This window comes from Agrobacterium sp. LMR679, from assembly GCF_027157905.1.
GTDB lineage: Bacteria > Pseudomonadota > Alphaproteobacteria > Rhizobiales > Rhizobiaceae > Agrobacterium > Agrobacterium leguminum.
Map to the genome: position 1 here is coordinate 1,947,562 of NZ_JAPVOJ010000001.1, position 26,477 is coordinate 1,974,038.

The 26,477-nt window shown below is 59.8% G+C and carries 17 protein-coding genes and 2 pseudogenes; 12 read left to right on the forward strand and 7 right to left on the reverse strand.

The annotated features are described in order from the left end of the window. Positions 1-18: 18 nt before the first annotated feature. The gene (locus tag O3W47_RS09075; RefSeq protein WP_269313510.1) at positions 19-723 is read right to left on the reverse strand and encodes a GntR family transcriptional regulator; all 705 of its coding nucleotides are present in this window, start codon (positions 721-723) and stop codon (positions 19-21) included. A 100-nt stretch (positions 724-823) separates the two neighbouring features. Here O3W47_RS09075 and O3W47_RS09080 point away from each other — a divergent pair, with 100 nt between their 5' ends. The 5 genes from O3W47_RS09080 to O3W47_RS09100 all read left to right on the forward strand — a co-directional run bounded on the left by O3W47_RS09080 (position 824) and on the right by O3W47_RS09100 (position 8,345). Next, on the forward strand, positions 824-1,981 hold the full coding sequence (locus O3W47_RS09080; RefSeq protein ID WP_003519880.1) for an LLM class flavin-dependent oxidoreductase: 1,158 nt from the start codon (positions 824-826) through the stop codon (positions 1,979-1,981). Continuing rightward, positions 1,981-2,874, forward strand: coding sequence for an aldo/keto reductase (locus O3W47_RS09085; protein WP_269313511.1), 894 nt, complete (start codon positions 1,981-1,983; stop codon positions 2,872-2,874). The genes O3W47_RS09080 and O3W47_RS09085 overlap by 1 nt, the downstream gene beginning before the upstream one ends. Further along, positions 2,874-3,398 (forward strand): flavin reductase family protein, encoded by a 525-nt coding sequence (locus O3W47_RS09090; protein ID WP_003519878.1) that lies wholly within the window; start codon positions 2,874-2,876, stop codon positions 3,396-3,398. The genes O3W47_RS09085 and O3W47_RS09090 overlap by 1 nt, the downstream gene beginning before the upstream one ends. Positions 3,399-3,629: 231 nt before the next feature. Next, a complete protein-coding gene (locus O3W47_RS09095) occupies positions 3,630-7,766 on the forward strand; it encodes an autotransporter domain-containing protein (RefSeq protein ID WP_269313512.1) in 4,137 nt (1,378 codons plus the stop codon). A gap of 48 nt (positions 7,767-7,814) precedes the next feature. Continuing rightward, a complete protein-coding gene (locus O3W47_RS09100) occupies positions 7,815-8,345 on the forward strand; it encodes an invasion associated locus B family protein (protein WP_269313513.1) in 531 nt (176 codons plus the stop codon). Between the two features lie 34 nt (positions 8,346-8,379). Here the strand turns inward: O3W47_RS09100 and O3W47_RS09105 are convergent, their stop codons facing one another. The 4 genes from O3W47_RS09105 to O3W47_RS09120 all read right to left on the reverse strand — a co-directional run bounded on the left by O3W47_RS09105 (position 8,380) and on the right by O3W47_RS09120 (position 15,819). Further along, positions 8,380-11,520 carry an efflux RND transporter permease subunit gene (locus tag O3W47_RS09105; protein WP_269313514.1) on the reverse strand — a complete coding sequence of 1,047 codons (3,141 nt, stop codon included), beginning with the start codon at positions 11,518-11,520 and terminating at the stop codon, positions 8,380-8,382. Next, positions 11,517-12,794, reverse strand: a complete 1,278-nt coding sequence (locus O3W47_RS09110) for an efflux RND transporter periplasmic adaptor subunit (RefSeq protein WP_269313515.1) — start codon at positions 12,792-12,794, stop codon at positions 11,517-11,519. Before O3W47_RS09110 ends, O3W47_RS09105 begins: the two co-directional genes overlap by 4 nt. A 290-nt stretch (positions 12,795-13,084) precedes the next feature. Further along, the gene (locus O3W47_RS09115) at positions 13,085-14,281 is read right to left on the reverse strand and encodes a polysaccharide biosynthesis/export family protein (RefSeq protein WP_003519875.1); all 1,197 of its coding nucleotides are present in this window, start codon (positions 14,279-14,281) and stop codon (positions 13,085-13,087) included. Positions 14,282-14,694: 413 nt separating this feature from the next. Beyond that, positions 14,695-15,819 carry a glycosyltransferase family 4 protein gene (locus O3W47_RS09120; RefSeq protein WP_269313516.1) on the reverse strand — a complete coding sequence of 375 codons (1,125 nt, stop codon included), beginning with the start codon at positions 15,817-15,819 and terminating at the stop codon, positions 14,695-14,697. Positions 15,820-16,322: 503 nt separating this feature from the next. Between O3W47_RS09120 and O3W47_RS09125 the strand changes: the two genes are divergently transcribed. The 5 genes from O3W47_RS09125 to O3W47_RS09145 all read left to right on the forward strand — a co-directional run bounded on the left by O3W47_RS09125 (position 16,323) and on the right by O3W47_RS09145 (position 21,673). Continuing rightward, positions 16,323-17,849 (forward strand): ABC transporter substrate-binding protein, encoded by a 1,527-nt coding sequence (locus O3W47_RS09125; protein WP_137453956.1) that lies wholly within the window; start codon positions 16,323-16,325, stop codon positions 17,847-17,849. Between the two features lie 209 nt (positions 17,850-18,058). Beyond that, a complete protein-coding gene (locus tag O3W47_RS09130; protein WP_162936824.1) occupies positions 18,059-19,000 on the forward strand; it encodes an ABC transporter permease in 942 nt (313 codons plus the stop codon). Next, complete coding sequence (locus tag O3W47_RS09135) at positions 19,000-19,875, forward strand: ABC transporter permease (protein ID WP_065117645.1); 876 nt, start codon at positions 19,000-19,002, stop codon at positions 19,873-19,875. The genes O3W47_RS09130 and O3W47_RS09135 overlap by 1 nt, the downstream gene beginning before the upstream one ends. A 1-nt stretch (position 19,876) precedes the next feature. Then, the gene (locus O3W47_RS09140; protein ID WP_080819110.1) at positions 19,877-21,100 is read left to right on the forward strand and encodes an amidohydrolase/deacetylase family metallohydrolase; all 1,224 of its coding nucleotides are present in this window, start codon (positions 19,877-19,879) and stop codon (positions 21,098-21,100) included. A 78-nt stretch (positions 21,101-21,178) separates the two neighbouring features. Then, positions 21,179-21,673, forward strand: a complete 495-nt coding sequence (locus O3W47_RS09145; protein ID WP_020011822.1) for a RidA family protein — start codon at positions 21,179-21,181, stop codon at positions 21,671-21,673. 6 nt (positions 21,674-21,679) lie between these two features. Here O3W47_RS09145 and O3W47_RS09150 read toward each other — a convergent pair whose 3' ends face one another. Further along, positions 21,680-22,516: an IclR family transcriptional regulator gene (locus O3W47_RS09150; protein WP_065117648.1), complete on the reverse strand. Its 837-nt coding sequence runs from the start codon at positions 22,514-22,516 to the stop codon at positions 21,680-21,682. Positions 22,517-22,604: 88 nt separating this feature from the next. Here O3W47_RS09150 and O3W47_RS09155 point away from each other — a divergent pair, with 88 nt between their 5' ends. Further along, a complete protein-coding gene (locus O3W47_RS09155; protein ID WP_269313517.1) occupies positions 22,605-23,801 on the forward strand; it encodes an aminotransferase class V-fold PLP-dependent enzyme in 1,197 nt (398 codons plus the stop codon). Positions 23,802-24,017: 216 nt separating this feature from the next. Continuing rightward, positions 24,018-25,852: pseudogene (locus tag O3W47_RS09160) on the forward strand (ABC transporter ATP-binding protein). On the opposite strand, the pseudogene O3W47_RS09165 reads toward O3W47_RS09160, so the two are convergent. Further along, positions 25,849-26,477: pseudogene (locus O3W47_RS09165) on the reverse strand (glutathione S-transferase family protein). The pseudogenes O3W47_RS09160 and O3W47_RS09165 sit on opposite strands and share 4 nt — an antisense overlap.

Below are 26,477 nucleotides of genomic sequence, written 5' to 3' on the forward strand. Positions count from 1 at the left end.
CGCGAATTTTGCGCGGTCTCAACGTATGCGTGAAACGTATCGCGCAACGGTATGATCGAACCAGGTCCATGAAACTTCGGCCACCGCACCATCCTGCGCCTGGCTGAGACGCAACACCCGCGGCACCAGCGCGCCTGATTTCTGCCCGAAGACCTCGGGTGTCCATTCCGGTACTTCGCCGAGATCGATGCGATCCTCCGCCTTCGATATCCAGAGCTTGAGGCGGGTGCGGTAATAGAGATAGAGAGATTCCGACATGTTCTCGATGGCGATGGTGTCGACGTAAGAGCCGTCCAGCCAGATTTCTTCGATGGCCGCCGGTTTGCCGGCAATGCGCCGCAGGCGACGAATCCTGTGTCCTTCGGTCGATGTGCCGAAGGCGGGTAGGTCGGCGGGCTTGGCAAGGCGCGCCACATCCAGAACCTCCGCCGTCGGCAGGCCGCCGCCCTCGATCATCTCGAGGCGGAAGAAGGCGTAAACGCTTTGCGGATCGCTGACGGCGCGGATGTAGTTGCCGGAACCCTGCACCCGCTCCAGCAGGCCGCGTTCCTGCAATTCGGCGAGCGACTTGCGGAGCGTGCCGACGGCGATGCCGAGATCAGCCGCCATATCGCGCTCCGGCGCGAGCTTCTCGCCATCGATCAGCCGGCCCGCCGCCACTTCGCGCACCAGCATTTCCGCGATCTGCATATACATTGGCAGGCTGCCGCCAGTGTGTTTCATATGCCGTTTCCTCCCCCGAAACAAAAATTGATACATCATTGATTTACATATTTCTTGATGTTATGCAAGAAAAACGAGAGCGGCCCTGAGGAGGAATTGCATGACCGTCGTACCCGTTACATCCGCTGATCTCGATGCTGCCGAGGTCTCCTGGTTTTCCGCTTTGTGTTCCGATGACTACGCCTATCTTGGCGTGCCGGATGGCAGCCTGCGTTCCAGTTTCGAGCATTGCTCCGATATCGTCAAAAAGGCCGAAGAACTCGGCTTCCGCAACATCCTCTGCCCCTCTTCCTATCAGGTCGGGCAGGATACGCTGAGCTTCGTTGCAGGCTGTGCGCCGATCAGTGACCGCATCAATTTCCTTGCGGCGATCCGCTGCGGCGAGATGCAGCCGATCATGCTGGCGCGCACGGTGGCGACGCTCGATCACATGCTGAAGGGCCGCCTGACGCTCAACGTCATCAGCTCCGATTTTCCCGGAGAAGTGGCCGATAGTGCGTTTCGTTACAAGCGCAGCCACGAGGTCGTTGAGATACTGCGTCAGGCCTGGACGCGCGACACCATCGACCATGACGGTGAAATCTACCAGTTCAAGGGCGTCTCCACCGAGCCGGCAAGACCCTATCAGCAGAATGGCGGACCGCTCCTTTATTTCGGTGGTTACTCGCCGGATGCGCTGGAACTCTGCGGCGCGCAATGTGACGTCTATCTGATGTGGCCGGAAACGAAGGACCAGCTTGCAGACCGCATGCGTGCCGCAAATGAACGCGCCGCCGCCCATGGCCGCACGCTGGATTACGGCCTGCGCGTCCATATGGTGGTGCGCGATACCGAACAGGAAGCCCGCGAATATGCCGAACATCTTGTCTCGAAGCTCGATGACGAATATGGGCAACTGATCCGCAACCGCGCGCATGACAGCGGCTCGCTCGGCGTATCGCATCAGGCGCGTGCCCGCGAACTCGCCGACAAGTTCGGTTATGTCGAACCCAATCTTTGGACCGGCATCGGCCGGGCGCGTTCGGGCTGCGGTGCGGCGCTGGTCGGTTCCACCGACAAGGTGCTTTCGGCGCTGGAGGAATACCAGAAGATGGGCATTCGCGCCTTCATCCTTTCCGGTTATCCGCATCTCGATGAGGCGGAGCACTTCGGCACCAAGGTTCTGCCGCAGATGAAAACCTGCTCCCTGCCGCATGCTTACGGCCGGGTACCTTCTGAAACGCCTGCCACGCCGCTCGGCAACGGGGAACGCCACTGATGGAACGCATCGCTCTTTCCGACAAACTCGAACTCAGCCGCATCGTCTACGGCATGTGGCGCATCGGCGACGATGCCGATACCTCGCCCGCCCATGTGCAGGCCAAGATCGAGGCTTGCCTCGCGCAGGGCATCACGACCATGGATCAGGCCGATATTTACGGCGGATACACGGCGGAAGCCATTCTGGGTGCCGGCCTGAAAGCCGCTCCGGGGCTGCGTGACAGAATAGAAATCGTCACCAAATGCGGCATCGTTGCACCCGCCGGCCGTCACGCCGCCGCCCGCGTCAAACATTACGACACGACGGCCGGCCACATCAACGCCTCGGTCGAGGCGTCGCTTCGCGACATGGGGACGGATCACGTCGACCTGCTGCTCATTCACCGTCCCGATCCGTTGATCGATGCGGAAGAAACCGGCAAGGCGCTCGATGCGCTGGTGGCATCCGGCAAGGTAAAGGCCGTCGGCGTCTCCAACTTCCGCCCGTGGGATTTCTCCCTGCTGCAATCGGCGATGAGCAGCCGGCTCGTGACCAACCAGATCGAGATGAGCCTTCTCGCGACGGATTGTTTTACCAATGGCGATCTCGCTTTCCTGCAGGAAAAGCGCGTTTCTCCGATGGCATGGTCGCCGCTCGGCGGCGGCTCGCTGTTCTCCGGTGCTCATGGCGGCACAATGGCCGCCCTGCAGCGCATCGGCAAAGAGCAGGGCGTTGATGCGACGGCTGTTGCGATCGCCTGGCTGCTGCGCCATCCGGCAAAGATCGTGCCGGTGCTCGGCACCAACAATATCGAGCGTATCAGAACGGCGGCCGATGCGCTTCGCGTGACGATGGACCGCCAGACGTGGTTCGAACTCTACACCCTTGCGATTGGAAAAGAGGTGCCGTGATGACAGTGGCAGAGGCGATCAAAATGCCCAATGAGCATGTATTCGTTCCCGGCGGCGAAAACAGCCGCAGCTTCCGCAATGCGCTCGGCGCTTTCACGACAGGCGTAACGGTGGTGACCGCCACGACGCCGGAAGGGCCGATCGGCATGACGGTCAACAGTTTTGCGTCCGTGTCGCTCGATCCGCCGCTGGTCCTCTGGTCGCCGGCCAAAAGCTCGTCGCGTTATCAGGCTTTCAGCGGCGCCACCCATTTCGCCATCCACGTGCTGAGCGCCGATCAGGATGTGCTGAGCGCCCGCTTCACCCGCAACGGCCGCGCTTTCGACGATCTCGACTGGGAAATGAATGACGAGGGCGTTCCCGTCATTCCCGGCACGCTTGCCCGTTTCGAATGCCGGCAGGCGGCGTCCCACGATGCGGGCGACCACACCATCATCGTTGGCGAGGTGCTGCGCGCCGCCCATCGCGACGGGGACCCGTTGTGCTTTTCGGGCGGAGCCTTTGGCCGATTTTCGCGGCAATAGGAAAATTCGATAGTATTTTATCGGGTGCTTAAAAAGCATATTCTTGTTTAAATATTTCAATTGTTTTACGGAGAACGCCCGGCGTTCTCCGTTTTTCTTTAATTGTCAGTATAGATACGATTTGTTCTGTTTTTTCTGACAATGTTTTCTCAAAATGGGCTAATTGATTTGATCATAAAATGATTCGCCGATCGTGCGTGGTGGAAAGAGAAGCCGGTAGGGGGAGGTTGAATGTCCGGTTGTTTCTGCCGTGACAGGGTAAAACCGCGGAGGGCCGGCTCAAGGGCAACGGTCGCACTCGCGGGCTGGGGAAAACGTTTCTTAAGCCCTTTCGCCCTTGTGCTTTCTTTTGCAATCGCCCCGTCGGTACTGGCCGATACGATAGTCTGGGGAGGTGGTGCAGGGGGTAACTGGTTTATCCCAGGCAACTGGATTTCCTATGGTCGCGTGCCCCTGCCGGATGACAATGTCACCATCGATTCCGCAGGCCCGGCGATCGCCGCCGGGACAAAACCCGAGATTTATCGGTTGTCTGTCGGCCCCAATACCGATGGAACAATGTCGGTCAATGGCGACCTGTCGACATTTTACACCGACTTGGGCGCTCAGCCTGATGTCACCGGCACCCTGCGCTTTTTTTCGGGTGGCAAATGGCAGAATGAGCACGATATTTCGGTGGGCAAAAATGGGCGGGGCGAACTTGTTCTCAGCGGAAGCTCGGCCAAGTCCGGCGGAAATGTCTACGTCGCTGAGAAAGAGACAGCCAATGGCCTGTTCGTGTTGGACAATTCTTCCAGTCTTGAGAATTCCGGCACGGTTTTTGTTGGATATGGCGCTAGCGCGCTTCCGTTCGGTGGCGGGAGTTTGGGAGTGCTGGAAGTGCGGGGCGCAAGCCGTCTTGACACCGGTGCACTGGTGGTTGCCAAGGAGGCCGGCTCCATGGGAACCGTGTCTGTGGAAGGGCGGGGCAGCAGCCTGGCGGTTTCCGGAGACATGGTTGTCGGTGGCGGCGGTGCGGCATCGTTCACCATCGCCGGAGGCGGGACGGTCGCGAGCCGCGGCGATACGATCATCGCTGATCTGCAGTCGTCGAGTATAAGTGGGTTCACGATAGGTGGCGCCGGTTCCTCGCTTAAAACCGAAGGAACACTGGTTGTCGGCAATGAGGGGAACCTAACCATGCTGGTCGGCACGGCGGCGACCGTCACCAGCGGTGCCGCGATCATCGGCCGCCGTTCGGCGGCTATCGTCGTCGTAGCCGATGGCGACACCAAATGGACGACAGGCCATTTGCAGATCGGCGGCAAAACGTTGGATACGACCGGGAGTGGGGCTTCTGGCGCGCTTCAAATCAAGACGGGCGGCACGGTTGAAAGCGCCGCCGCGCGTCTCGGCAACGTTGCGGGCGCGACGGGCGAGGTCACCGTGGATGGCAGCGGCTCGGTCTGGACGGTCGGCAATGGCGGTCTCGATGTTGGCCTTGACGGTAGGGGCTCGCTGACGGTGGCGAACGGCGGGATCGTCAATGCCGCCGACACGGTCATCGCGAGAAATGCCGGTAGCAGCGGCTCCATCGCTGTTTCCGGTTCCGAAAGCGCTTTTAATGCCGGCGGTCTCTATGTGGGCGATGTCGGAGGCGGCTCGCTGAGGGTTCATACGGGCGGCGCTGTCACCAGCGAGAACGGATATGTCGCGACGCGCACCGGTTCGTCTTCTTCCGTGACGGTCGACGGCGGCGGCTCGACCTGGACGGTGGCCAAAGCCCTGGTCGTCGGATACGAGAGCGGTACAGAGGGCGACGTTTCGGTCAGCGCCGGCGCCGGCATCCGGGCAGGGCAGATCAGGTTAGGCTATCTGGCGGGTTCCTCCGGCATAATGACGGTCGATGGCGATGACTCCAACGTCAGCGTTCGGGTCGACAATAATCTCGCCTATTCCGGCTACATGGATATCGGTTATGACGGAGACGGCAGTGTGTCGGTGTTCAACGGTGCATCGCTGGATGCCTACCGGCTTTATGCGGGCACGCGGCCAGGCTCAAGCGGTACATTGTATGTGAACGGCACGGGATCGCATGTCGAGATCAGTGACACTCTTGTCATCGGTTATGACGGCGGCGGCAAAGTGGACGTGACGGGCGGGGCCTCGCTTGCCGCGACTATCATCGACATTGCGTTCCAGGCGGGCTCGACCGGCGTTCTGAACATCGGCGGCGCTGCCGGGCAGTCGGCCTATTCGGCTGGAGAGATCAGGGCCGGGGCGATCGTTTTTGGCGCGGGGGACGGTCGCATCGTTTTCAACCATTCCGAGACGAATTATGTATTATCCGCCGATATTTCCGGGACGGGCCATATCCGCGCCGAAAACGGGGTGACGACGCTCTCCGGGCACAATAGTTATTCCGGCGGCACCATCGTTTCGGGCGGGACGTTGAAAGGCACAGCCACGAGTTTCGGCTCAGGCGAGATCGCCAATAATGCTGAGCTCGTCGTGGATGGAGCGGGCACGCTTTCCAATCTTGTCAGCGGTTCCGGCTCGTTTGAAAAGACGGGTAACGGTAATCTGGTTCTCACCGGAGACAGCAGCTATTCCGGCGGCACGACGGTTTCTGCCGGCACGCTGACGGGAACCGCAAAGAGTTTCGGCCCCGGAGAGATCGTCAACAATGCGCAACTCGTCTTGGACGGGGCCGGCACGCTGTCGAACATCGTCAGCGGTACTGGCGCCCTCGAAAAGACCGGGGGCGGCAATCTGGTCCTGACCGGAAACAGCACCTATACCGGCGTCACCGAAGTTTCGTCGGGCAAACTCAGCGTTAACGGCTCGCTTGCAAGCCCGGTTTCCGTCGGCAGCGGTGCGACGCTCGGTGGTTCCGGCACCATCGGTGGCCTGACCGTCGCTTCCGGCGGCGCGCTTTCGCCCGGTAATTCTATCGGCACGCTCACCTCCACCGGCGATGTAAGATTCCTCAGCGGTGCGCGTTATGCCGTTGAAATCGATGCGGACGGCAACTCCGACAGGCTGGCCGTCAATGGCGCCGTTACCATCGACAGTGATGTCAGTCTCGTCGTCACGCCGCTTTCCAGCCATTCGGCCTATAGTCTCGGCACCCAATATACGATCCTGACAGCGACGAATGGCATTTCCGGCGCATTTTCCGGCATAAGCGAACGCTTCGCCTATTTGACTGTGAGCGTGACGAAGAGCACCGACAACGGGGCAGCTTATCTTTCCTTCACGCGGGCTTCGCCAGAGCCCGGGCTATTTGCCGGCGGGGCTTCGCCCGAGAGCGCGAGTGCAGCCAATGCCGTTGAGGCGCTTGGGGAGGCCTCGCCGCTTTATGAGGCAGCGGTGTTTCTTCAACAGGGTGAAACTCAATCCGCCTTCTCGCAGCTGACCGGCGAACTCCATCCATCGCTTGCAATGGCGTTGATAAACCGCAGCCAGCTGACGCGCGACGTTATTCTCGACAGGATGCGCAGCGCTTTCGACGGTATCGATGCGCGTCAGATCCTCGGAAGGGAATCGCAGACTATCGACGAAGGTTCGCTTGCCTTCTGGTCCAGCGGTTTTGGCTCGCGCGGTCGTCTCGATGGCGATAGCCGCGGTCCTTCGGTCGATATCAGGGGCGGCGGCGGACTTTTCGGCGTCGATGGAGGTTGGGATAACGGCTGGCGCACGGGCCTCGCCGCCGGTTTCGGCCGCGATACAGTCCGCCAGGGCGGCCTTGCCGCCACGGCCGATGCGGACAGCTACTATATGGCCGCCTATGCCGGTGGGTCGGTTGGCCCGGCATCGCTGCGCTTCGGAGCGATCCATGCCTTTCAGGATATTGAAACCCGCCGGGGCATTGCTTTTTCAACCTTGAGGGAAGAACTGACCACGAGCTATGACGCCTCCACCACGCAGGTCTTCGCCGAAGCCGCCTGGCGTTTCGATGTCGATCTCACCCGCATCGAGCCCTACGCCAATATCGGCTACGTGCAGACGCATACCGACGCCTTCAGCGAAAAGAACGGCGTTGCGGCCGTTTCATCCGGTTCCGCAAGTCACAATCAGCTCTATTCGACGCTCGGTGCGCGCGTCAGCCGCGATATTTCCGTTGAAGGCGTGAATGGTCGCGCGACATTCGACCTCGGTTGGCGTCACGCCTATGGCGATCCGGCGGTGGAGAGTATTTTGTCTTGTCAGGGCGGCAGCGCCTTTGCTGTTGCCAGTGCGGCGATGACGCGCGATGCGGCGATATTGAATCTCGGGCTGAGCTACGATCTCAATTCCTCGGCTACCTTGACATTCCGTTATGGCGCGGTTTTTGCAGCCGATGTGCTGGATCAAACCACTGTCGCAGAGCTCGGAGTTCGTTTCTGATGATACACACTCGAAATCGCTTTGCGAAAGCGGCGCTCGCGGTTCTTTTTGCGTCGCCGTCGCGGCAGGCGGCGCGGGCGCGCAAGAGGCAGCGAAGACACCAGCGCCATTGCACGAGGTTCACGGAAGCTGGCAGCTTGCCTGCGCCGCACCCGCCAAAAAAGACGGCGCCGAGGCCGCGCCACCCATAGCGGAAAAGGTGACGCCCCCTGCGCCATCGCGCAGGTCCAGCTTGAGGAAAAAACGCGCAAGCTGGTCGTTTCCGTCGAGTTCCGACTGGACAATGCCGCAACGCCAGACAGGCTTTCCGGCACCATGGTCCTGCCTTTCGGTCTGGCCGTCACCAAGCTTTTCGCGGTGAAATCCGGAAATGTCCGCTTGCAGGAGGTACAGGTCAGCACCTGCCTGCCGGTCGGCTGCATCGTGTCTTTTACGCCTTTCATCGAGCTTGTTTCGGCGCTGAAGGCGGAACAGACCCTGACGGTGGAGGCTCCAGATCTGCAAGGCCGCACGGTGTCGTTTCAATTGCAGGCAAGGGGCTTTGGCGAGGCGCTGAAGCGCCTCGAAAGCCTGCGTTAGAGCCTCTTTGTTTGACATGTTTACGTGAGATGCCTTAGGCGGCAACGGAGTCCGGTTCGCCTGTCCCTTCCGGCTTTTGCGGTTCGGCGTGTTTTTCCGCTATTTTCCGGCGGGAAAACAGCCCGGTGAGGAACCGGCCGAACCGGTCCATTTCCACGAAGATGACAGGCGTGATGAACAGCGTCAGCAATTGCGAGACGATGAGACCGCCGACCACGGCGATGCCGAGCGGCTGGCGCAGTTCCGAACTTGCGCCCGAACCGAGCGCGATGGGCAATGCACCCAGTAGCGCGCAGAATGTCGTCATCATGATCGGCCGGAACCGGCGAACGCAGGCTTCGTGAATGGCGGTTGCCGGCGCTTCCGCCTTTTCGCGCATCAGTTCCACCGCGACATCGATCATCATTATCGCGTTTTTCTTGACGATGCCGATCAGCATCAGCAGACCGATCAGCGCGATGATCGAGAAATCCATGCCCATCACCTTCAGGGCCACCAGCGCGCCGAAGGCGGCGGCCGGCAGGCCGGAAAGAATGGTCAGCGGGTGGATGAAGCTCTCGTAAAGCACGCCGAGAACCACATAGATGGTCAGCACCGCAGCCAGAATAAGAATGCCGGTATTGCCCTGGCTTTGCTGGAAGATCGCCGCCGTGCCGCCATAGCTGGTGAAGACATCCTGCGGCAGGCCTATCGTGCTCTTGATCTGGTCGATCCGGCTTGTGGCATCGGAAAGCGCCACGCCATCCGGCAGGTTGAAGGAGATGGTGGTGGAGACGAGCTGGCCCGTCTGGTTGATAGTAACAGGCGCCTGCGTGCGGGTGAGGGTGGCGAAGTTTGAAAGCGGAACCAGAACGCCCGATTTCGCCGAAAGAATGTTGATATCGCTGAGGAAATCATCATTCCACGGTTTCGAACTGTCGAATTCCACAATCACGTCGTAGCTGTCGCCGGTCGACTGGATCTGTGCCGCCGTATAACCGCCAAAAGACATTTCCAGCGTCTTGCGCAACTGGTCATTGGTGATGCCGAAGGCGGCGGCTTTTTCCGGATCGACGGAAATCGTCGCGGCGATCGCGCCGTTCTGGGCATCTGAGGTGACGGAGGTGAAGGTGTGGTCGCGGCGCATCGCCTCCATCAGCTTGTTCGACCATTCATTGGTCGTGTCGGCATTCAGGCCCTGAACGACGAGCTGGTATTGGCTGGCGGAACTGCGCCCGCCGAAACGCAGGCTCTGCTGCGGATTGATATAGGTGCGGATGCCGGCCACTTTCGATGTGGCCTGCCCCAGTTCTGACAGCACCTGGCTCAGCGGCGCCCGCTCTTCCTTGGGCTTCAGCTCCACGAACATCGAGCCGTTGTTCAGCGGATTGCGTGAATTCCCGCCGACAATGGAGGTGACGTGTACCACGGCCGGATTCTTGCGGATTTGATCGGCGACCTGGGCCTGCAGATCGCGCATCGCCGTATAGGAAATATCCTCACGCGCCTGTGTGGAGACCGAAAGACGGCCAATATCTTCCTGGGGAAAGAAGCTGGAGGGCAGGGTTTCGAAGAGATAGAGCGATGCCGCGACCGAGGCGAGAAACGATGTCAAAACGATGCGGCGATGGGAAAGGCACCAGCCGACGGCGCGGCCATAACCACGAAGCGTGCGCTCGAAACCCGCATCGAACCAGCGGATGATGGCGGGCGGCCGGGAGGAGTGGCCGGAGAGGCGCGAAGCGAGCATTGGCGTCACCGTCAGCGACACCAGCGCCGAGGCCATGATCGCGAGCGTGACGACCATGCCGAACTCGTTGAAGAGCCTGCCGATAACGCCGCCCATCAACAGGATGGGAATGAAGACCGCAACCAGCGAGACGGACATGGAGAGAATGGTGCTGCTGACCTCCGCCGCGCCCTGAAGGGCCGCTTCACGCATGGGCAGGCCTTTTTCATGCAGGCGCAGAATGTTTTCCAGCATGACGATGGCGTCGTCCACCACCAGCCCCACCGAAAGTGTGAGGCCGAGCAGCGAGATATTGTCGATGCTGTAACCAAGAACATACATCATGCCAAAGGCGGTGATGAGAGACAGAGGCACGGCAAGGCCGGGAATGATGGTCGCCGTCAGGTGTCCGGTGAAGAGATAGATGACCGCAACCACCAGCCCGATGGTGAGAAACAGCGTGAACTGAACGTCCGAAATCGCGTCCTTGATGGCGGTCGAGGCGTCATTCATGACGTTGATATTGACCGAAGGCGGCAATTGCTGGTGAAGCGCCGGCAGCTTGGCTTTGATGGCGTCTACTACATCGACCGTATTGGCGTCCGGCTGGCGCTGCACGGCGAGAACGATGGCCTGTTCACCGTCGAACCAGCTGCCTGCATTGGTGTTGTCGATGCTGTCGGTGACATTGGCAATATCGCCGAGATGGATCGGTGCGCCATTATTCGTCGAGACGACCAGCGAGCGGAAGGCGGCCGCATTGGTGCGCTGGGTATCGGCCTCGATCGTCAGGCGCTGATTGTCGTTCTGCAACGCCCCGACGGGCACCTGATTATTCGCCTGGGCGATGGCGGTGGTGACGGTGTCGACGCCAAGCCCTCTTGCCTGAAGCTGGGCCGGATCGAGCCCGATACGCACGGCATAGGTCTGCGCGCCATAGATGCTCACCTGCGCGACGCCCGATATGGTGGAAAGAAGCGGAGAAATGATGTTCTCTGCGATTTCGTCGACCTTGCTGGTCGGCATTTCCTTGCTGTTGACGGCCAGCAGGAGCACCGGCGCATCGGCCGGGTTGGTCTTGCGATAGCTTGGCGTTGTCGTCATGTTGCTTGGCAATTGCCGCTGCGCGCGCGAAATCGCGGCCTGCACATCGGCCGCCGCTGCATCGATATCGCGGTTGAGATCGAACTGCAGCACGATCGAGCTGTTGCCGAGCGTATTGGTGGCGCTGATTTCGCTGACGCCGGGAATGGTCTCGAACTGCTTGACCAGCGGTGTGGTGACCGATGTGGCCATGGTTTGCGGCGAAGCGCCGGAAAGCGACGAGGAAACGTTGATCGTCGGGAAATCCACCTTCGGCAGGGCGGCGACGGGCAGCAGGCGGAAGCCGGCAAGCCCGGCCAGCACCAGGCCGATGGCGAGAAGCGTGGTGGCGACGGGCCGGTTGATGCAAAAATTCGGGATCATTGGCCGCCAACCTTTTCCTGCGGAATATTGGCGGCCAGATTGCCGGCCGCGCCGCCCTTGTCGGAAAATTGCTCGACCACGAACTGACCGTCGGCAAGTTCGGATTGACCCTCGATAATCACATGCTCGCCACCATTCAGGCCGCCTGCGATGGCGGTAAGATCGCCATTCGAGCGGGCGACTTCCACCGGTGTCATATGGGCATGATGCTCGCTATCGACGGTATAGACGAAATTGCCCTTCGGCCCCGGCCGCACGGCGACGGTCGGCACGACGATCATTTCATCGTCCGAAACGAAGTGCGCGGTGACATTGACGGACTGGCCGGGCCATAAAAGACCACGATCGTTCTTGAATTCCGCCTTGGCCAGCACCGTGCCGGAGGTCTGATCCACCGTATTGTCGTAGAACCGCAGTACGCCGCTCATCGGTTCGCCCCCCGTCGCCGCGGGGTCGACATCGACTGCGGTATCCTTCGCCACGCCTTCGCGCAATTGCGGCAGATAGCGCTGTGAAAGCCGGAAACTGACCGAAATCGGATCGTATTTGGTGATCGTCACGATATTGACGCCGGCGCTGAGATAGGCGCCGGGGCTGACGCTGATGTCGCCGAGCCGCCCATCGAAGGGGGCACGTATTTCCATATGTTCAAGCGTCACCTGGTCGGAGGCAAGCGTTGCCTTGTCGGCATCGATCTTGGCGCTGGCGCTATCCCGCGCCGCCCTTGCCTGATCCAGCACCTGCTGGGATTCCGCGCTCTGCTTGACGAGATTGGCGGCGCGCTGGAAGGCGGCCTCCGTCTGCTCCAGCGTTGCCTGATCGGCGGCGATATTGGCCTTGTCCTTGTCGACAGCGGCGCGGGCGATGCGGTCATCCATCTTGAGGATAAGGTCGCCCGCCTTGATATGCTGACCGTCCTTCGCCTCGATTTCCATGACAAGGCCGGCCTGAAGCGGCGCGATATTGGTGATGTCGGCCGCAACCGCCCAGCCCGTCGCCGTTGCATCCATCGGCAGCGTCGCCTTGCCGACGGCGATGGTGCTGACGGTGGGTGGCCCGCCATTGCGCCGCCCTCCACCCTGTCTTTGTCCCTGCTGCCGGGCTGGTTGGCCGCCTTGGGAGGACTGCGCCGCCGTTTCGGCGTCGGCCCTGGGAGACACGTTGGCAAATTGCTTGAGATAGGGGACTTGATCGAGCGGCAGGCGGTCCTTGAAATACCAGGCACCGGCGGTTGCGATGGCAAGAACGCTGAGGGCGGTCCAGAAACGTTTCATCTGACGATTCCGCGTAATGAGAGCGATACATGTTTCCCGAACATGTGCGGTAAGCCTTGGGAGCAGCTTTCCCCCACAAGACACCCAATGCGCTGCGAAATCACCTTAAACTTTTGTAATGGCGGCGACAATGACCGTCGCTATATCCCTTCCCTTTCAGGAGGCAGACGGTTTCGGTTCATGCCCCAGGCAATGCTTGACCATGTTCCCGTTTCGCCGCTGGTTCCGGCCAAGGAAAAAGCCGCCTCGTTTCCGGGGCGGCTTTCGGATGAACGGCGAAAAGCCTCCGATCAGAAGGCCCGGATGGCGTTGCGGGTCGCAAGCACGTCCTCGGCGACATTGCCGGTCGTTGCCGGTACGGAGCCGACGAGATCCAGGAACTTGTAAAGTTCGGTGGCCTGCGAGTTGGTGACATAGATGATGTCGCGATCCTGCATCGGGAACTTCGTGGCGGCGAAGAAGGTCGACGGATCGCGCAGATTGGCGCGGAAAATGACCGGAACGTCCTGTCCGGGGAACTTCGACGTATTGATGCCGAGCTTCACGAGAAGATCGCGCTTGACGATACGATAGACATAGACCTGAGCGGGGTCGGCACGGGAATCCAGCAGTCCGCCCGCTTTGCCGAGTGCATCCGAAAGCTTGAGATCGGCGTCCTCGAACTCGAAACGTCCGTTGAGGCCCGAAGCGCCGAAGGCAAGGTAGGTGCGGCGTTCACGCTCCACCATGATCGTGTCGCCCGGAACCACATAGATGTTTTCCGACGGCGTGCTGACGAGGTGGTTATAGTTGACTCGGGCGGTCTTGCCGCGGCGGATCAGCGTGACATAGGATTCGATATTCGGGGCGCTGAGGCCCTTTGCATAGGAGATGACGTCTAGAACCCGATCGCCTGCTTCCGAAAGCTGAACCTTCGTCGGCTCCTTGACGTCGCCCAGCACGGAAGCCTGTGCGGAGCGGCTGGAAATCTTGGTGATGAGAACCTGCGGTTCGATGGCGCGGTTGGCAAGCCGTTCCTCGATTTCGCTCTGCACATCCTCGACGTTGCGGCCGGTGGCGCGAATCTTGCCAGCATAGGGAACACTGATATTGCCTTCCCGGTCCACGGTCTGGTTCGGCAGGCTGATGAAGTTGCCGGGACGGCTGCCCGCGTCGTTCGGAATGAACAGGCCGCCGGCCTGGCTTTCAAAGATCGCGACCTGCACCACGTCGCCGACACCCATCGGCAACGCCGGAACACCGCCCTTGCCGCCGCCGAAACTGCCGAGCAGGGTGGTGGTTGTGGTGTCGCCGACGTAATTGAGGACGGAGCTGTTGATGTCGAGCAGCGCGTAGTCGACACCGGCGGTTTTCTGCTTGTCCTTGGAGGCGAATTTCACGGAAGCGTTAGATTCGATCGAAGCTGCATCTGGGCCGGAGGCCGCAGTAACGGTGCAACCCGCCAGTGCTGCAGAGGCAAGCAGAATCGAAACATTCAATAAACGCATTTGGTCCTCGAAATGAATTCCGTCCGAAAAGCAGAAATAATCCGGACATCGTATAAGTTTTTAAAAATAAGCACTTCATAAATGACACCGGTAAAGGAAATCCAAACCGGCATTACATCCGTTCAGCGGAATCGCATCCCGGGATGTTTACGTCCCCTATCAGGCATATGCCCAATTTCAGACGATGCTTCAAGTTCATCATCGCTCAACTGCGCCGAAAAATTCCGGGCGCGGCACGATGTTCAAGTCCCTGACGGTGTCAGTATTGTTACGCTTCAATATTCAGTTGGCTGCCATAATCTCTTTGATTGCTGCATTGCGCTAGTGCAGTTTTGTCACGCTTGCGCGGTTTCTTTTGCTGCTGGCTTAGGTGAAGACTAATCAATTGTTTTATGAATGTTTTTATGTGCCCGTCATGCCCGCTCAGCCAGTGCGAAATTCACGGTATCCGCGAATTCCCGCAGGAAACGCTCGCGTGAGAAGCGGGCGGCATTGTTGATGCAGGCGTTCTTGTCGAAGCGGTCGGAATTGTCGACGAACTCCTGTACGGCGGCGCAGATCGCCTCCGGTGTCTGCTCACCGAAATAAAGGCCGGTCGGATGGTTGGAGGCGCCGAGCGGAACGACGGTTTCCAGCACGCCGCCCTTGCCATAGGCGATGACCGGTGTGCCGAGCGCCTGGGATTCGACGGGCACGATGCCGAAATCGTCTTCTGCCGCAAAAACGAAGGCCTTGGCCTCGGCCATGTATTTGTGCAGCTCGTCATTGCCAACGAAACCAAGGATTTCGACATTCGGCGTGGCGATTTCGCGGATGCGTTTCATTTCCGGCCCGTCGCCGATGACGACCAGCCGTTTGTCGGGCATCTTTGCAAAGGCTTCCACGATCAGGTGCACTTTCTTGTAGGGCACGAGCCGCGACGCCGTGACGAAATAGTCACCCTTAAGCTCGGACGGGGAAAGATGGGAGGTGTCCACCGGCGGATAGATCACGGTGGAATCGCGGCCATAACACTTGCGCACCCGGTTACGGATGAATTTGGAGTTGACCGTCATCAGGTCGACGCCGTTGGCGGTGCGGATGTCCCACATGCGGATATAGTGAAGAATGGCGCGTGCGACCCATGAGGTGAAGCCGCGCGTCAGTCTGGTTTCCTTGAGATACTGGTGTTGCAGGTCCCAGGCGTAGCGGATGGGGCTATGGATATAGGAGACGTGAAACTGGCCCGGGCCGGTGATGACGCCCTTGGCGACCGCATAGCTCGAGGAAATAACGAGGTCGTAGCCGCTCAGATCGAACTGTTCGATGGCGAGCGGCATCAGCGGCAGATAGGAGCGATATTTTTTCCGGGCGAAAGGCAGCTTCTGGATGAAGGAGGTGTTGACGGGACGGCCACCGAGAAAACCCCGGTCGCGCTCGCTCATGAAATCGACAAGGCAGTACAGATCCGCGTGAGGATAAATCTCAAGAAGGTTGTGAAGCACTTTTTCGGCCCCGCCTCTGTCGGTGAGCCAGTCATGCACGATTGCCGTCTTCATAATTTCCTCAATAATTTCAACGTAATAAAAATTAATGTTCCGCCATGGAATAAAGTTTGGCGGTGTAGAATATCAGGTCTGTCTGCAGCCCTTGAAAACACGGCTGGCGGCGTCAAATAACGTAACGATTAATAAGAATATGCGGGTATGTCTGTGGTGGCCTAGCGTTAGTCCGCTCTTTAATAGCACTTTGTTCGCAAATGCGAAATATCCAACCTTCTTAATTCCTTTTCTTCCCTTGCAGTCAAAATCCGGTCGTCATTCCCTCTCTCCCAGCCGGAAGAGATGGATGTCACGGCGCGCCGTATTTTCGGCGAAACTCGCGTTTTTTCATTGCCTTAAACGATGCCGCCTTCTTTCGCAAAGACCTGTCTTGCGTTTCGCCGATCATGGAAACCCATCATCGTGCCGCATTGTCATTGACAAGGCGTCTTATCGAGATATTCTGTTATAAAGATGCATATAACATAATAATGGAACACATAAAAGCTGGGAGCTTGACCATGAGACGTAAACTTGCATTTCTCGCCACCGCCGCTTTGATATTGGCGCCCGGTGTAATGATGGCTGCGGAGAAGGGCGGCGTCATCAACGTCGCCACGATCGGCGAGCCGCCGACGCTCGATCCCATGGCGTCTACCGCCGATCTCGTCGGCATCGTCACGCAGCATATTTTCGAAACGCTCTATACCTTCGACAAGGGCTGGAAGGTGACGCCGCTTCTGGCGGAAAGCCTGCCCGAGATCAGTGCGGATGGCAAAACTTACACGATCAAGCTCAGGCAGGGCATCAAGTTCCATGACGGTAGCGACATGACCTCGGAAGATGTCGTCGCCTCGCTCGGCCGCTGGATGAAGGTCGCCTCGCGCGGCAAGCAGGCAGCCGGCTTTATCGACAATATCTCCGCGCCGGATGCCGGAACGGTGACGATCGCCCTCAAGCAGCCCTATGCGCCGCTCGCTTCGCTGCTCGCCTTCAACAATTCCGCAGCCATCATCCTGCCGGCCGAAAAGCAGGCGGAGCCGATGGCCGAATTCATCGGCACCGGCCCCTATATGCTGAAGGAACGCAAGGCGGACCAATATATCCAGCTCGTGCGGTTCGATGGCTACAAATCCCGTGACGGTGAAAGCGATGGTTATGGTGGTGCACGCCATCAATATCTCGATGAAATCCGTTTCGTTCCGGTGCCCGATCCAAATACCCGCGTGGAAGCCGCTGTTTCCGGACAATATGACTATGTCGATTCCATTCCGGTGGAATCCTTCGACAAGGTGAAGTCGTCGTCTGCCTCGCAGCCTTTGATGCTGAAGCCTTTCGGTTATCCGGTCTTCGTATTCAACACGAAGGAGGGGCTTTCTTCCAAGCTGGAGGTCCGCAAGGCGGTGACCGAAGCGCTGAACATGGAAGACATGCTGGCAGCCGCTTTCGGCAGTACGGATTTCTATGCGCTCGATGGCGCCTATTATCCCGATAATTTCTCCTGGCATTCGGAAGAGGGCGTCGAGGGCAATTATAATCTCGGCAATCCGGAAGCCGCCGCCGAAAAGCTGAAGGCGGCTGGCTACAACGGTGAGCCGCTGCGCATCCTCACCAGCCGCCAGTATGAGTTCCATTACAAGATGGCGCAGGTCGCTGCAGAATATCTGAAGCTTGCCGGTTTCAAGGTGGATATGCAGGTTGTGGACTGGGCGACGCTGACGCAGCGCCGCGCCGACCCGAAGCTCTGGGATATCTACATCACCCATAGCCCCTTCCTGCCGGAGCCGGCGCTGATCGGTGCGCTCTCCACCGGCTCGCCAGGCTGGTGGGATACGCCGGCGCGTAAGGCGGCGGTTGACGCCTTCACCTCGGAAGCCGATCCGGACAAGCGTATCGCGCTCTGGGCCAATGTGCAGAAAACGATCTATGCCGAGCTGCCGCTCATCAAGATCGGCGACTTCAATGCCGTGGCGGCCAAGTCCAACAAGCTGGAAGGCGTTGATCCGGCTCCATGGCCTTACTTCTGGAATGCTTCGGTTACGAAATAAGACCGGCACCGCACGCCGTCACCCCGGCCTTGAGCCGGGGTCCAGCGCGGTCAAGTCCTTGATCGCAAGAGACTCTCTCACCACGCGGACGCGTGGTGGCTGGATGCCGGATCAAGTCCGGCATGACGGAAAAATGCGGTCGGCATTTACGTGAACCAACTCAACCGTCGCCTGGTCGCGGCCTATCAAACGCTTCGGAGCCTTGATACGTGATACGGTATATTTTCCAAAGACTTGCAGGAATGATCGTGGTGATGTTCCTCGTCGTCACCATCGTTTTCGTCATCCTGCGCGTCACCCCCGGAGATCCGGCCGCCGTGATGCTGGGGCCGGATGCCTCGGCGCAGGATATTGCCGAGCTGCGCACCCGGCTCGGTCTCGATCAATCGCTTGGCGTGCAATATGTCTATTATATCGGCCAGTTGCTGAAGGGCGATCTCGGCCAGTCGATCTTCCTCAACATGCCGGTTGGATCGGCACTGCTGGACCGGGCGGAGCCGACTTTCTTCCTGACGATCTTTTCGCTGCTGATTGCCAGCGTCATCGCGCTGCCCATCGGCATCTACGCCGCTTACCGGCGTGGTTCCTTCGTGGATCAGGCAGCGACCACCATCGCAATGCTGGCGGCGAGCATTCCGAGCTTCTGGCTCGGCCTCATCCTCATGCAGGTCTTTGCCGTGCGGCTCGATCTGTTTCCGGTTTCGGGTTATGGCGGGCCGGGTGCCAGCTTCATGCAGCGCATGTATCACCTGACCTTGCCGGCAATAGCGCTCGGCCTCGTTTCCTCAGCGCTCATTCTGCGCTTCACCCGCGCCTCGATGCTGGATGTTCTCGGTGACGATTATGTCCGCACCGCCAGAGCCAAGGGCGTCAAGGAGCGCCGGGTGGTGATGAAACATGCGCTGAAGAATGCGCTCATTCCCATTCTCACCGTGCTTGGCCTCACCGCCGCCGTGCTGATTTCCGGTGCAGTGGTAACGGAAACCGTCTTCGGCCTGCCGGGTGTCGGCAATCTTGTCGTCTCAGCCGTGCTGCGGCGGGATTATCCGGTCATTCAGGGCGCGCTTCTCATCATCGCCGGGCTTTACGTGCTCATCAATTTTGCAATCGACATGCTTTATTTGCTGGTCGATCCGAGGGTTCGTTACTGATGGCCGATATTGTTTCCACCACCCCGCCGGCGCGCAACCCGACCATCCTGTTCATTCGGCGTCTCCTGAAGCGCAAGACGGTCGCCGCCGGTCTCATCGTTCTCGTCGTCTTCGTGCTGCTTGCCGTTTTCGCGCCGATGATTGCGCCTTACTCGCCGTCGAAACTGTCGATTGTGAACCGTCTGAAGCCGCCGAGCGAAATTTACTGGTTCGGCACCGACGAGTTCGGCCGCGACGTGTTTTCCCGCACCATCTATGCCGGAAGACTGTCGCTTCTGGTCGGGGCCGCAGTGGTTGCGCTTTCGGCGCTGATCGGCATCACACTCGGCCTGCTTGCCGGTTTCTTCCAGAAGCTGGATACGCCGATTGCGCGCCTGATCGATGCGATGATGGCCTTTCCGGATATTCTGCTGGCGATTGCGCTCGTGGCGGCACTCGGCCCGTCGCTGACCACCGTCATCATCGCGCTTGCCGTCGTTTATTCGCCGCGCCTTGCCCGCATCGTGCGCGCCTCGACGCTGGTGATCCGGGAGTTGCCCTATGTGGAGGCGGCGAAGGCGCTTGGCATTTCCACCTTCCACATCATGACGCGGCATGTGCTGCGCAATCTGGTCTCGCCCATCCTCGTGCAATGCACTTTCCTTTTTGCCAGCGCCATGCTGGCCGAGGCCGGGCTTTCGTTTCTGGGGCTCGGTGTCAGCCCCGAAATTCCCACCTGGGGAACCATGATCTCCGCCGGCCGCCAATATATCGGCCAGGCCGACTGGATGACCTATTTCCCCGGCTTTGCCATCATTCTTTCCGTGCTGTCGCTGCAAATGGTCGGCGACGGGCTGCGGGACATGCTCGACCCAAGACTGCGAAGGGATTTGTAATATGTCGTCCGGCGAACAGGCGAAAGCGCCTCTTCAAGCTCCCATTCTTCTCACCAATGTCAAACCCGTCGGTTTCGGAAAGGGGGCGTCCCAGGCCTCGACCGATATTCTGATCGGTGGCGATGGCAAGATCGCCGCGGTAGGTTCTGCCCTGCAGGCGCCTGCGGATGCACAGCGTATCGATGCCAAGGGCGCCTTCATCTCGCCCGGCTGGGTGGATCTGCACGTGCATATCTGGCACGGCGGCACCGATATCTCCATCCGCCCCTCCGAATGCGGGGCGGAACGCGGCGTCACGACGCTGGTGGATGCCGGTTCGGCGGGCGAGGCGAATTTCCATGGTTTCCGCGAATATATCATCGAGCCCTCGAGAGAGCGCATCAAGGCCTTCCTCAATCTCGGCTCCATCGGCCTTGTTGCCTGCAACCGGGTGCCGGAACTGCGCGACATCAAGGATATCGACCTTGATCGTATCCTCGAATGTTACGCCGAAAACAGCGAGCATATTGTCGGCCTGAAGGTGCGGGCGAGCCATGTCATCACCGGCTCCTGGGGTGTGACGCCGGTCAAGCTCGGCAAGAAGATCGCCAAGATCCTGAAAGTGCCGATGATGGTGCATGTGGGCGAACCGCCCGCACTTTATGACGAGGTGCTGGAAATCCTCGGCCCCGGTGATGTCGTGACCCATTGCTTCAACGGCAAGTCGGGCTCCAGCATCATGGAAGACGAGGACCTGTTCAACCTTGCCGAACGCTGCGCCGGTGAAGGCATCCGACTGGATATCGGCCATGGCGGCGCCTCCTTCTCCTTCAAGGTGGCGGAAGCGGCGATTGCACGCGGCCTGTTGCCGTTCTCGATCTCGACGGATTTGCATGGCCATTCGATGAATTTCCCGGTCTGGGATCTGGCGACGACCATGTCGAAGCTGCTGTCGGTTGATATGCCGTTCGAAAATGTCGTCGAGGCCGTTACCCGCAATCCGGCCTCCGTCATCCGCCTCGATATGGAAAACCGTCTCGATGTTGGCCAGCGCGCCGACTTCACCATTTTCGATCTCGTGGATTCCGATCTGGAAGCGACCGATTCAAATGGCGATGTGGCGCGCCTGACGCGTCTGTTCGAGCCGCGTTACGCGGTCATCGGCACGGAAGCGATTGCCGCCAGCCGTTATATTCCAAGGGCGCGCAAGCTGGTGCGCCACAGCCATGGTTATTCCTGGCGCTGAACCCGAATGGAATGGCGGGGCACGCTCCGCCTTCCCAGACATTACGGGATACCCGTCCCGGCATTATGAGGAATTCGCGTGAAACAGTCTTCGCTTGATGCAGAAGGGCACCTTTCGCCCTATGACCGGCTCGCTGCGCTCGGCATCTCCCTGCCGCCGCCGCCGCCACCAATTGCCAATTTCGTCACCCATGTGGTGGAAGGCAACATGCTTTATCTCTCGGGCCAGGGGCCGCGGGAAGAAAACGGCCATCTCTATGCCGGCAAGGTGGGCGCGGAAATCGGGCTGGAAGAGGCCTATAATCATGCGCGTCTCACCGGCATCAATCTGCTTGCCGTCATGCATGAGGCGCTGGGTGATCTGTCGCGGGTGAAAAAGGTGGTCAAGCTGCTTGGCATGGTCAATGCCGTCAGCGATTTCCGCGATCACCCGAGCGTTATCAATGGCTGCTCCGATCTCTTCATCGATGTGTTCGGCGATGCGGGACAACATGCCCGCTCCGCCGTTGGTTTCGGCTCATTGCCGGGCAACATCACCGTTGAGATCGAAGCCATCGTTGCGCTCAAGGGGTGAGGCCGTTTAATGGTTGCGCCAGCCCATCAGCTTTTCGATCCGTTCTGCCGAGACCCTGACCTGTTCGGTGTAATGGTTTTCGTCCGCCAGCACCTTCTGTTCCGGCAGCACGATGGAAATCGTCGCAACGCATTCGCCCCTGTTATCGCAGATCGGCGAGGCGATGCAGGCGACGGCGTAATCGGATTCGGCGACCTGTATCGACAACCGGTCATGGAAAGCGGCGCCTGCCGATTGCGACAGGGTCTCCGGGTTGATTTCCGCGCGGCCAGTGGGCGAGGTGCGGGCGCAGCGCTTGAACAGTTCGACACGCTCCGCCTCCGGCAAATGACCGACAAGCAGGCGGCCGGATGCCGTCCAGTTCAGGGGAACACGGGTGCCGACGCGCGATGCGACCTGAAAATGGCTCGGACCATCGGCCATGGCAAGCACCAGCATATGGTCGCCATCGCGCCCGCAAAGCTGCACGGTCTCGCCCGCATGGCGGCACAGATCGTGCATTTCGTGGGTGGCGACACCCATGAAATCCAGCGAGCGGGCATAAGCAAGGCCATAATGGTAAAGCCGCGCGCCGAGCCAGATATTGCCATCGGCATTGCGCGCCAGCATGTTCTTTTCGACGAGATCGTCAATGATCACATAGACGGTGGAAAGCGGCGCCTTGATCGCCTTGGCAATCGCGTAAGCGCCGGCTGGCGATCCGGTTTCGTAAAGGTAATCAATAACCTGAAGCGCACGGTCGATGCCGCTGACGCGCGAGCGCTTGGCCGTCTTCGCGTCCGGATTTTCCTCCGTGGGAGACACGGCGGTTGAAGGCATTTCGTCCAGTCTATGGGCGTCCAATTTTGGCTCCTCATCGGTTTTGAGAAGCTATTACATTATTATGGCATATATGTCGATGCCTATCGCATCGCAAAGACAGGAGAAAGACATGACCGAGGATATCAGAAGCAGGATCGGCCTTCGCCCGGTCATCAACGTCTCGGGCACCATGACCTCGCTCGGCGCGTCGATTGTCGTTCCCGAGGCCGTTCAGGCCATGGCGGCCATCCTGCCGCAATTCGTCGAGATCAATGATCTGCAACGCAAGGCGAGCGCGATCATTGCACGGCTGACGGGCGGCGAGGCCGGTTTCGTCACGGCCTCCTGCTCCTCCGGCATCAGCCTTGCGGTGGCGGGTGCGATCACCGGTAACAATCTGCTGGCCATCGAAAAGCTGCCCGATGTCGCGCCTGAGAAGAACGAAGTTCTGGTGCAGATGGGGCATGTGGTGAGCTATGGCGCGCCGGTGGATCAGGCAATCCGCCTCGGCGGCGGCAAGGTGGTGCTGATCGGGCAGGCGACATCGACCCATCGTTTCCACATGGAGAACGCCATCACCGAAAAGACGGCGGCGGCGGTTTATGTCGTCTCGCACCATGTGGTCGATTACGGCCTGCTGCATCTTTCCGAATTCGTCGAGATCGCCCATGCCAAGGGCGTGCCTGTTATCGTCGATGCGGCGTCCGAATATGATCTGGAGCTGTTTCTGGCGACGGGGGCGGATGTCGTGCTCTATTCCGGCCACAAGTTCCTTGGCGGTCCCACTTCCGGCATCGTCGCCGGAAGTAAGGAATTGGTGCGCAATGCTTTCCTCCAGAATATGGGCATCGGCCGAGGCATGAAGGTCGGCAAGGAAAGCATTTACGGCGTCATGGCGGCGCTGGAAGCCTGGGAAAAGCGTGACCATGACGGCATCCGCGAACGCGAAACCGGCTATCTCAATCTCTGGAAAAAGACGCTGGACGGGCGCCCCGGCGTGACGGCGCTGATCGAGCCCGATCCGACCAACAATCCGCTCGATCGGCTTCGCGTCATCATTGATGCCGAAGAAGCCCATATCACGGCATGGGACCTGACGACGGCGCTGGCCAGAGGCAATCCGCCGATCATTGCCCGCGATCACGAGGTGGAACACCGTTATTTCTATCTCGACCCCTGCAACCTGCATCCCGGCCAGGAAACCATCGTGGCTTCTCGCTTAGCGGAAGAGCTGGACAAGGCGCGTGCCTCCAACGAGGTGATCGCCACGCCGTTCGAAGACCGCAGCCGCCACCGCTTCGACGGCATGCTGCGCTGGCCGGACTAATAACGACTGCATATGGAACGAGCGGGTGCCGCGAGCTTCTCTCTCCCCGCCGGGGAGAAGGTCGCGGCAGCGGGATGAGGGGGCAAGGGTGCTGTCAATCGCTGACGTTGCCCCCTCATCCGACCCTTCGGGCCACCTTCTCCCCGGCGGGGAGAAGAAACCCGCGGTAACTGCCCGCCCAAGCATTGCAACCAGAATAAAGAAAAGGGAACGATCATGACCATGCCGCAGGCAGCACCGCTTAGTGCAGAAGATGCCGTGCTTTCCGTCCGCAATCTCACCACGTCCTTTCACGTGGATGGCGGCTGGAAACCCGTGGTGCGTGATATTTCCTTTGATGTCGGGCCGGGCGAGACGGTTGCGATCGTCGGTGAAAGCGGGTCGGGCAAAAGCGTGACATCGCTTTCCATCATGCGGCTGCTGGACCGCGAAAGCAGCAGGGTGCAGGGTGAAATCCTGCTTGGCGGTCGCAACCTGCTCTCGCTTTCCGAAGACGCCATGCGGCGGGTGCGGGGCAATGAGGTGGCGATGATCTTTCAGGAGCCGATGACCAGCCTCAATCCGCTCTTCACCATCGGCGACCAGATTTCCGAGGCTCTGCTGTGCCATCAGCCGATGTCGAAAGCCGATGCGCGGGCCGAGACGATCCGCCTGCTGGAAAAGGTCCGCATACCCTCCGCCGCCTCGCGTTTCGATGAATATCCGCACCGCTTTTCCGGCGGCATGCGCCAGCGCGTGATGATTGCCATGGCGCTTGCGTCCCGGCCGAAGCTCCTGATCGCCGACGAGCCGACGACGGCGCTCGATGTGACCATTCAGGGCCAGATTCTCGACCTCATCAAGACGCTTCAGGAGGAGGAGGGCACCTCCGTCCTGTTCATCACCCATGACATGGGCGTGGTGGCTGAGATTGCCGACCGTACCGTCGTCATGTATCGCGGCGAACAGGTGGAAGTCGGCGCGACGGCGGATATCTTCCATCGCGGCAAACATCCCTATACACGCGCACTCTTGTCTGCCGTTCCGGTTTTGGGTTCCATGACGGGTGAGGAAAGACCGCTCCGGTTTCCCATCGTCAACACCACCACGGGGAAACGCAGGAGCCGGCGCGTCCGGCCGATACTGTTGACGCCAGCGCCCAGCCGGTGCTGAAGGTGGAGGGGCTGACCAAGCGTTTCGACATCCACTCCGGCCTGCTGGGACGCCTCAGCGGCCGCGTCCACGCGGTGGAAAACGTGTCCTTCGATCTGAGGGCCGGGGAGACACTATCGCTGGTGGGCGAAAGCGGCTGCGGCAAGTCGACCACCGGTCGCGCCATCATGCGGCTGATCGAGCCGGATGCCGGTTCGGTGGTGGTGAATGGCGAGAATATTCTCGCCCTCGACAAGATGGGCATGCGCGAAATGCGCAAGACGGTTCAGATGATCTTTCAGGACCCCTTCGCCTCGCTCAACCCGCGCATGACGGTGGGTGCGGCGATTGCCGAACCGTTTCTGGAGCACCGCATGGGCAGCGCCCGCGAAGCGAAGGATGTGGTGGCCGACATGCTGGAAAAGGTCGGCCTCTCGCCGGATATGGCGGCGCGTTACCCGCACGAGTTTTCCGGTGGCCAGCGGCAGCGTATCTGCATTGCCCGCGCGCTGGCGCTGCAGCCAAAGGTCATCGTCGCCGATGAAAGCGTCTCGGCGCTGGATGTCTCGATCAAGGCGCAGGTCATCAACCTGATGCTGGATCTGCAGCAAAGCCTCGATCTTGCCTTCCTGTTCATATCCCATGACATGGCGGTGGTGGAACGCGTCAGCCACCGGGTTGCGGTGATGTATCTCGGCGAGATCGTCGAAATCGGCCCGCGTGCTGCTGTCTTCGACAATCCGCAGCACGACTATACCCGCAAGCTGATGGCCGCCGTGCCGGTGCCGGACCCGGACCGCCGCAACACAAGGCGCGGTGCGGCGAATGACGAGCTGAAAAGCCCGATCCGCGCTGTCGATTATGTCGTCAAGCCGCGTGAATATCGCGAGGTTTCGCCCGGCCATCTCGTCGCCTCTTAAAGTCCCGGCACGTCCGACGTTGCGAAGGGAACGCGATAACCGCGCTTAAAACTTTCCCGCTGTCCAAGCTGGCGATACCACCGCTGTACCGCCGGAAAATCATCGAGATTGATTTTGTGGCGCGCGAAGCGGGAGACCCATGGCCAGATGGCGATATCGGCGATGGAAAAATCTCCCGCCACATATTCCCGCCCCGTTAAACGGTCGTTCAATGTCCGGTAGAGGCGCTCCACATCCGCGGCAAAACGCGTTTCGGCAAAGGGGCCTCTCCGGCATTATAAGTCAGGAAATAATGGGCATAACCGAGGGTGGGGCCGAAATTGGCGGCCTGCCACATCAGCCATTCGGTGACTGTCAGTCGCTCGGCGCCAGAGGCGGGCAGGAACCGGCCTGCCTTTTCGGCGAGATAGAGGAGGATCGCGTTTGATTCCGTCAGGACGGTGCCGTTGTCATTGTCGATGATTGCCGGAATTTTCGAGCCGGGATTGATGCGGATATAATCGGCCGCGAATTGCTCGCCTTTTTCGATGTCGATGGCGTGGCTGCGATAGGGCAGGCCGAGTTCTTCCAGCGCAACCGAGATTTTGAGGCCGTTCGGCGTGATCCAAGTGTACAGGTCGATCAT

What these genes read in the sequence shown, in the direction of transcription:
- O3W47_RS09075 (WP_269313510.1), bottom strand. Translation starts at nt 723, where the DNA reads ATGAAACACACTGGCGGCAGCCTGCCAATGTATATGCAGATCGCGGAA.
- O3W47_RS09080 (WP_003519880.1), top strand. Translation starts at nt 824, where the DNA reads ATGACCGTCGTACCCGTTACATCCGCTGATCTCGATGCTGCCGAGGTC.
- O3W47_RS09085 (WP_269313511.1), top strand. Translation starts at nt 1,981, where the DNA reads ATGGAACGCATCGCTCTTTCCGACAAACTCGAACTCAGCCGCATCGTC.
- O3W47_RS09090 (WP_003519878.1), top strand. Translation starts at nt 2,874, where the DNA reads ATGACAGTGGCAGAGGCGATCAAAATGCCCAATGAGCATGTATTCGTT.
- O3W47_RS09095 (WP_269313512.1), top strand. Translation starts at nt 3,630, where the DNA reads ATGTCCGGTTGTTTCTGCCGTGACAGGGTAAAACCGCGGAGGGCCGGC.
- O3W47_RS09105 (WP_269313514.1), bottom strand. Translation starts at nt 11,520, where the DNA reads ATGATCCCGAATTTTTGCATCAACCGGCCCGTCGCCACCACGCTTCTC.
- O3W47_RS09110 (WP_269313515.1), bottom strand. Translation starts at nt 12,794, where the DNA reads ATGAAACGTTTCTGGACCGCCCTCAGCGTTCTTGCCATCGCAACCGCC.
- O3W47_RS09115 (WP_003519875.1), bottom strand. Translation starts at nt 14,281, where the DNA reads ATGCGTTTATTGAATGTTTCGATTCTGCTTGCCTCTGCAGCACTGGCG.
- O3W47_RS09120 (WP_269313516.1), bottom strand. Translation starts at nt 15,819, where the DNA reads ATGAAGACGGCAATCGTGCATGACTGGCTCACCGACAGAGGCGGGGCC.
- O3W47_RS09125 (WP_137453956.1), top strand. Translation starts at nt 16,323, where the DNA reads ATGAGACGTAAACTTGCATTTCTCGCCACCGCCGCTTTGATATTGGCG.
- O3W47_RS09135 (WP_065117645.1), top strand. Translation starts at nt 19,000, where the DNA reads ATGGCCGATATTGTTTCCACCACCCCGCCGGCGCGCAACCCGACCATC.
- O3W47_RS09140 (WP_080819110.1), top strand. Translation starts at nt 19,877, where the DNA reads ATGTCGTCCGGCGAACAGGCGAAAGCGCCTCTTCAAGCTCCCATTCTT.
- O3W47_RS09155 (WP_269313517.1), top strand. Translation starts at nt 22,605, where the DNA reads ATGACCGAGGATATCAGAAGCAGGATCGGCCTTCGCCCGGTCATCAAC.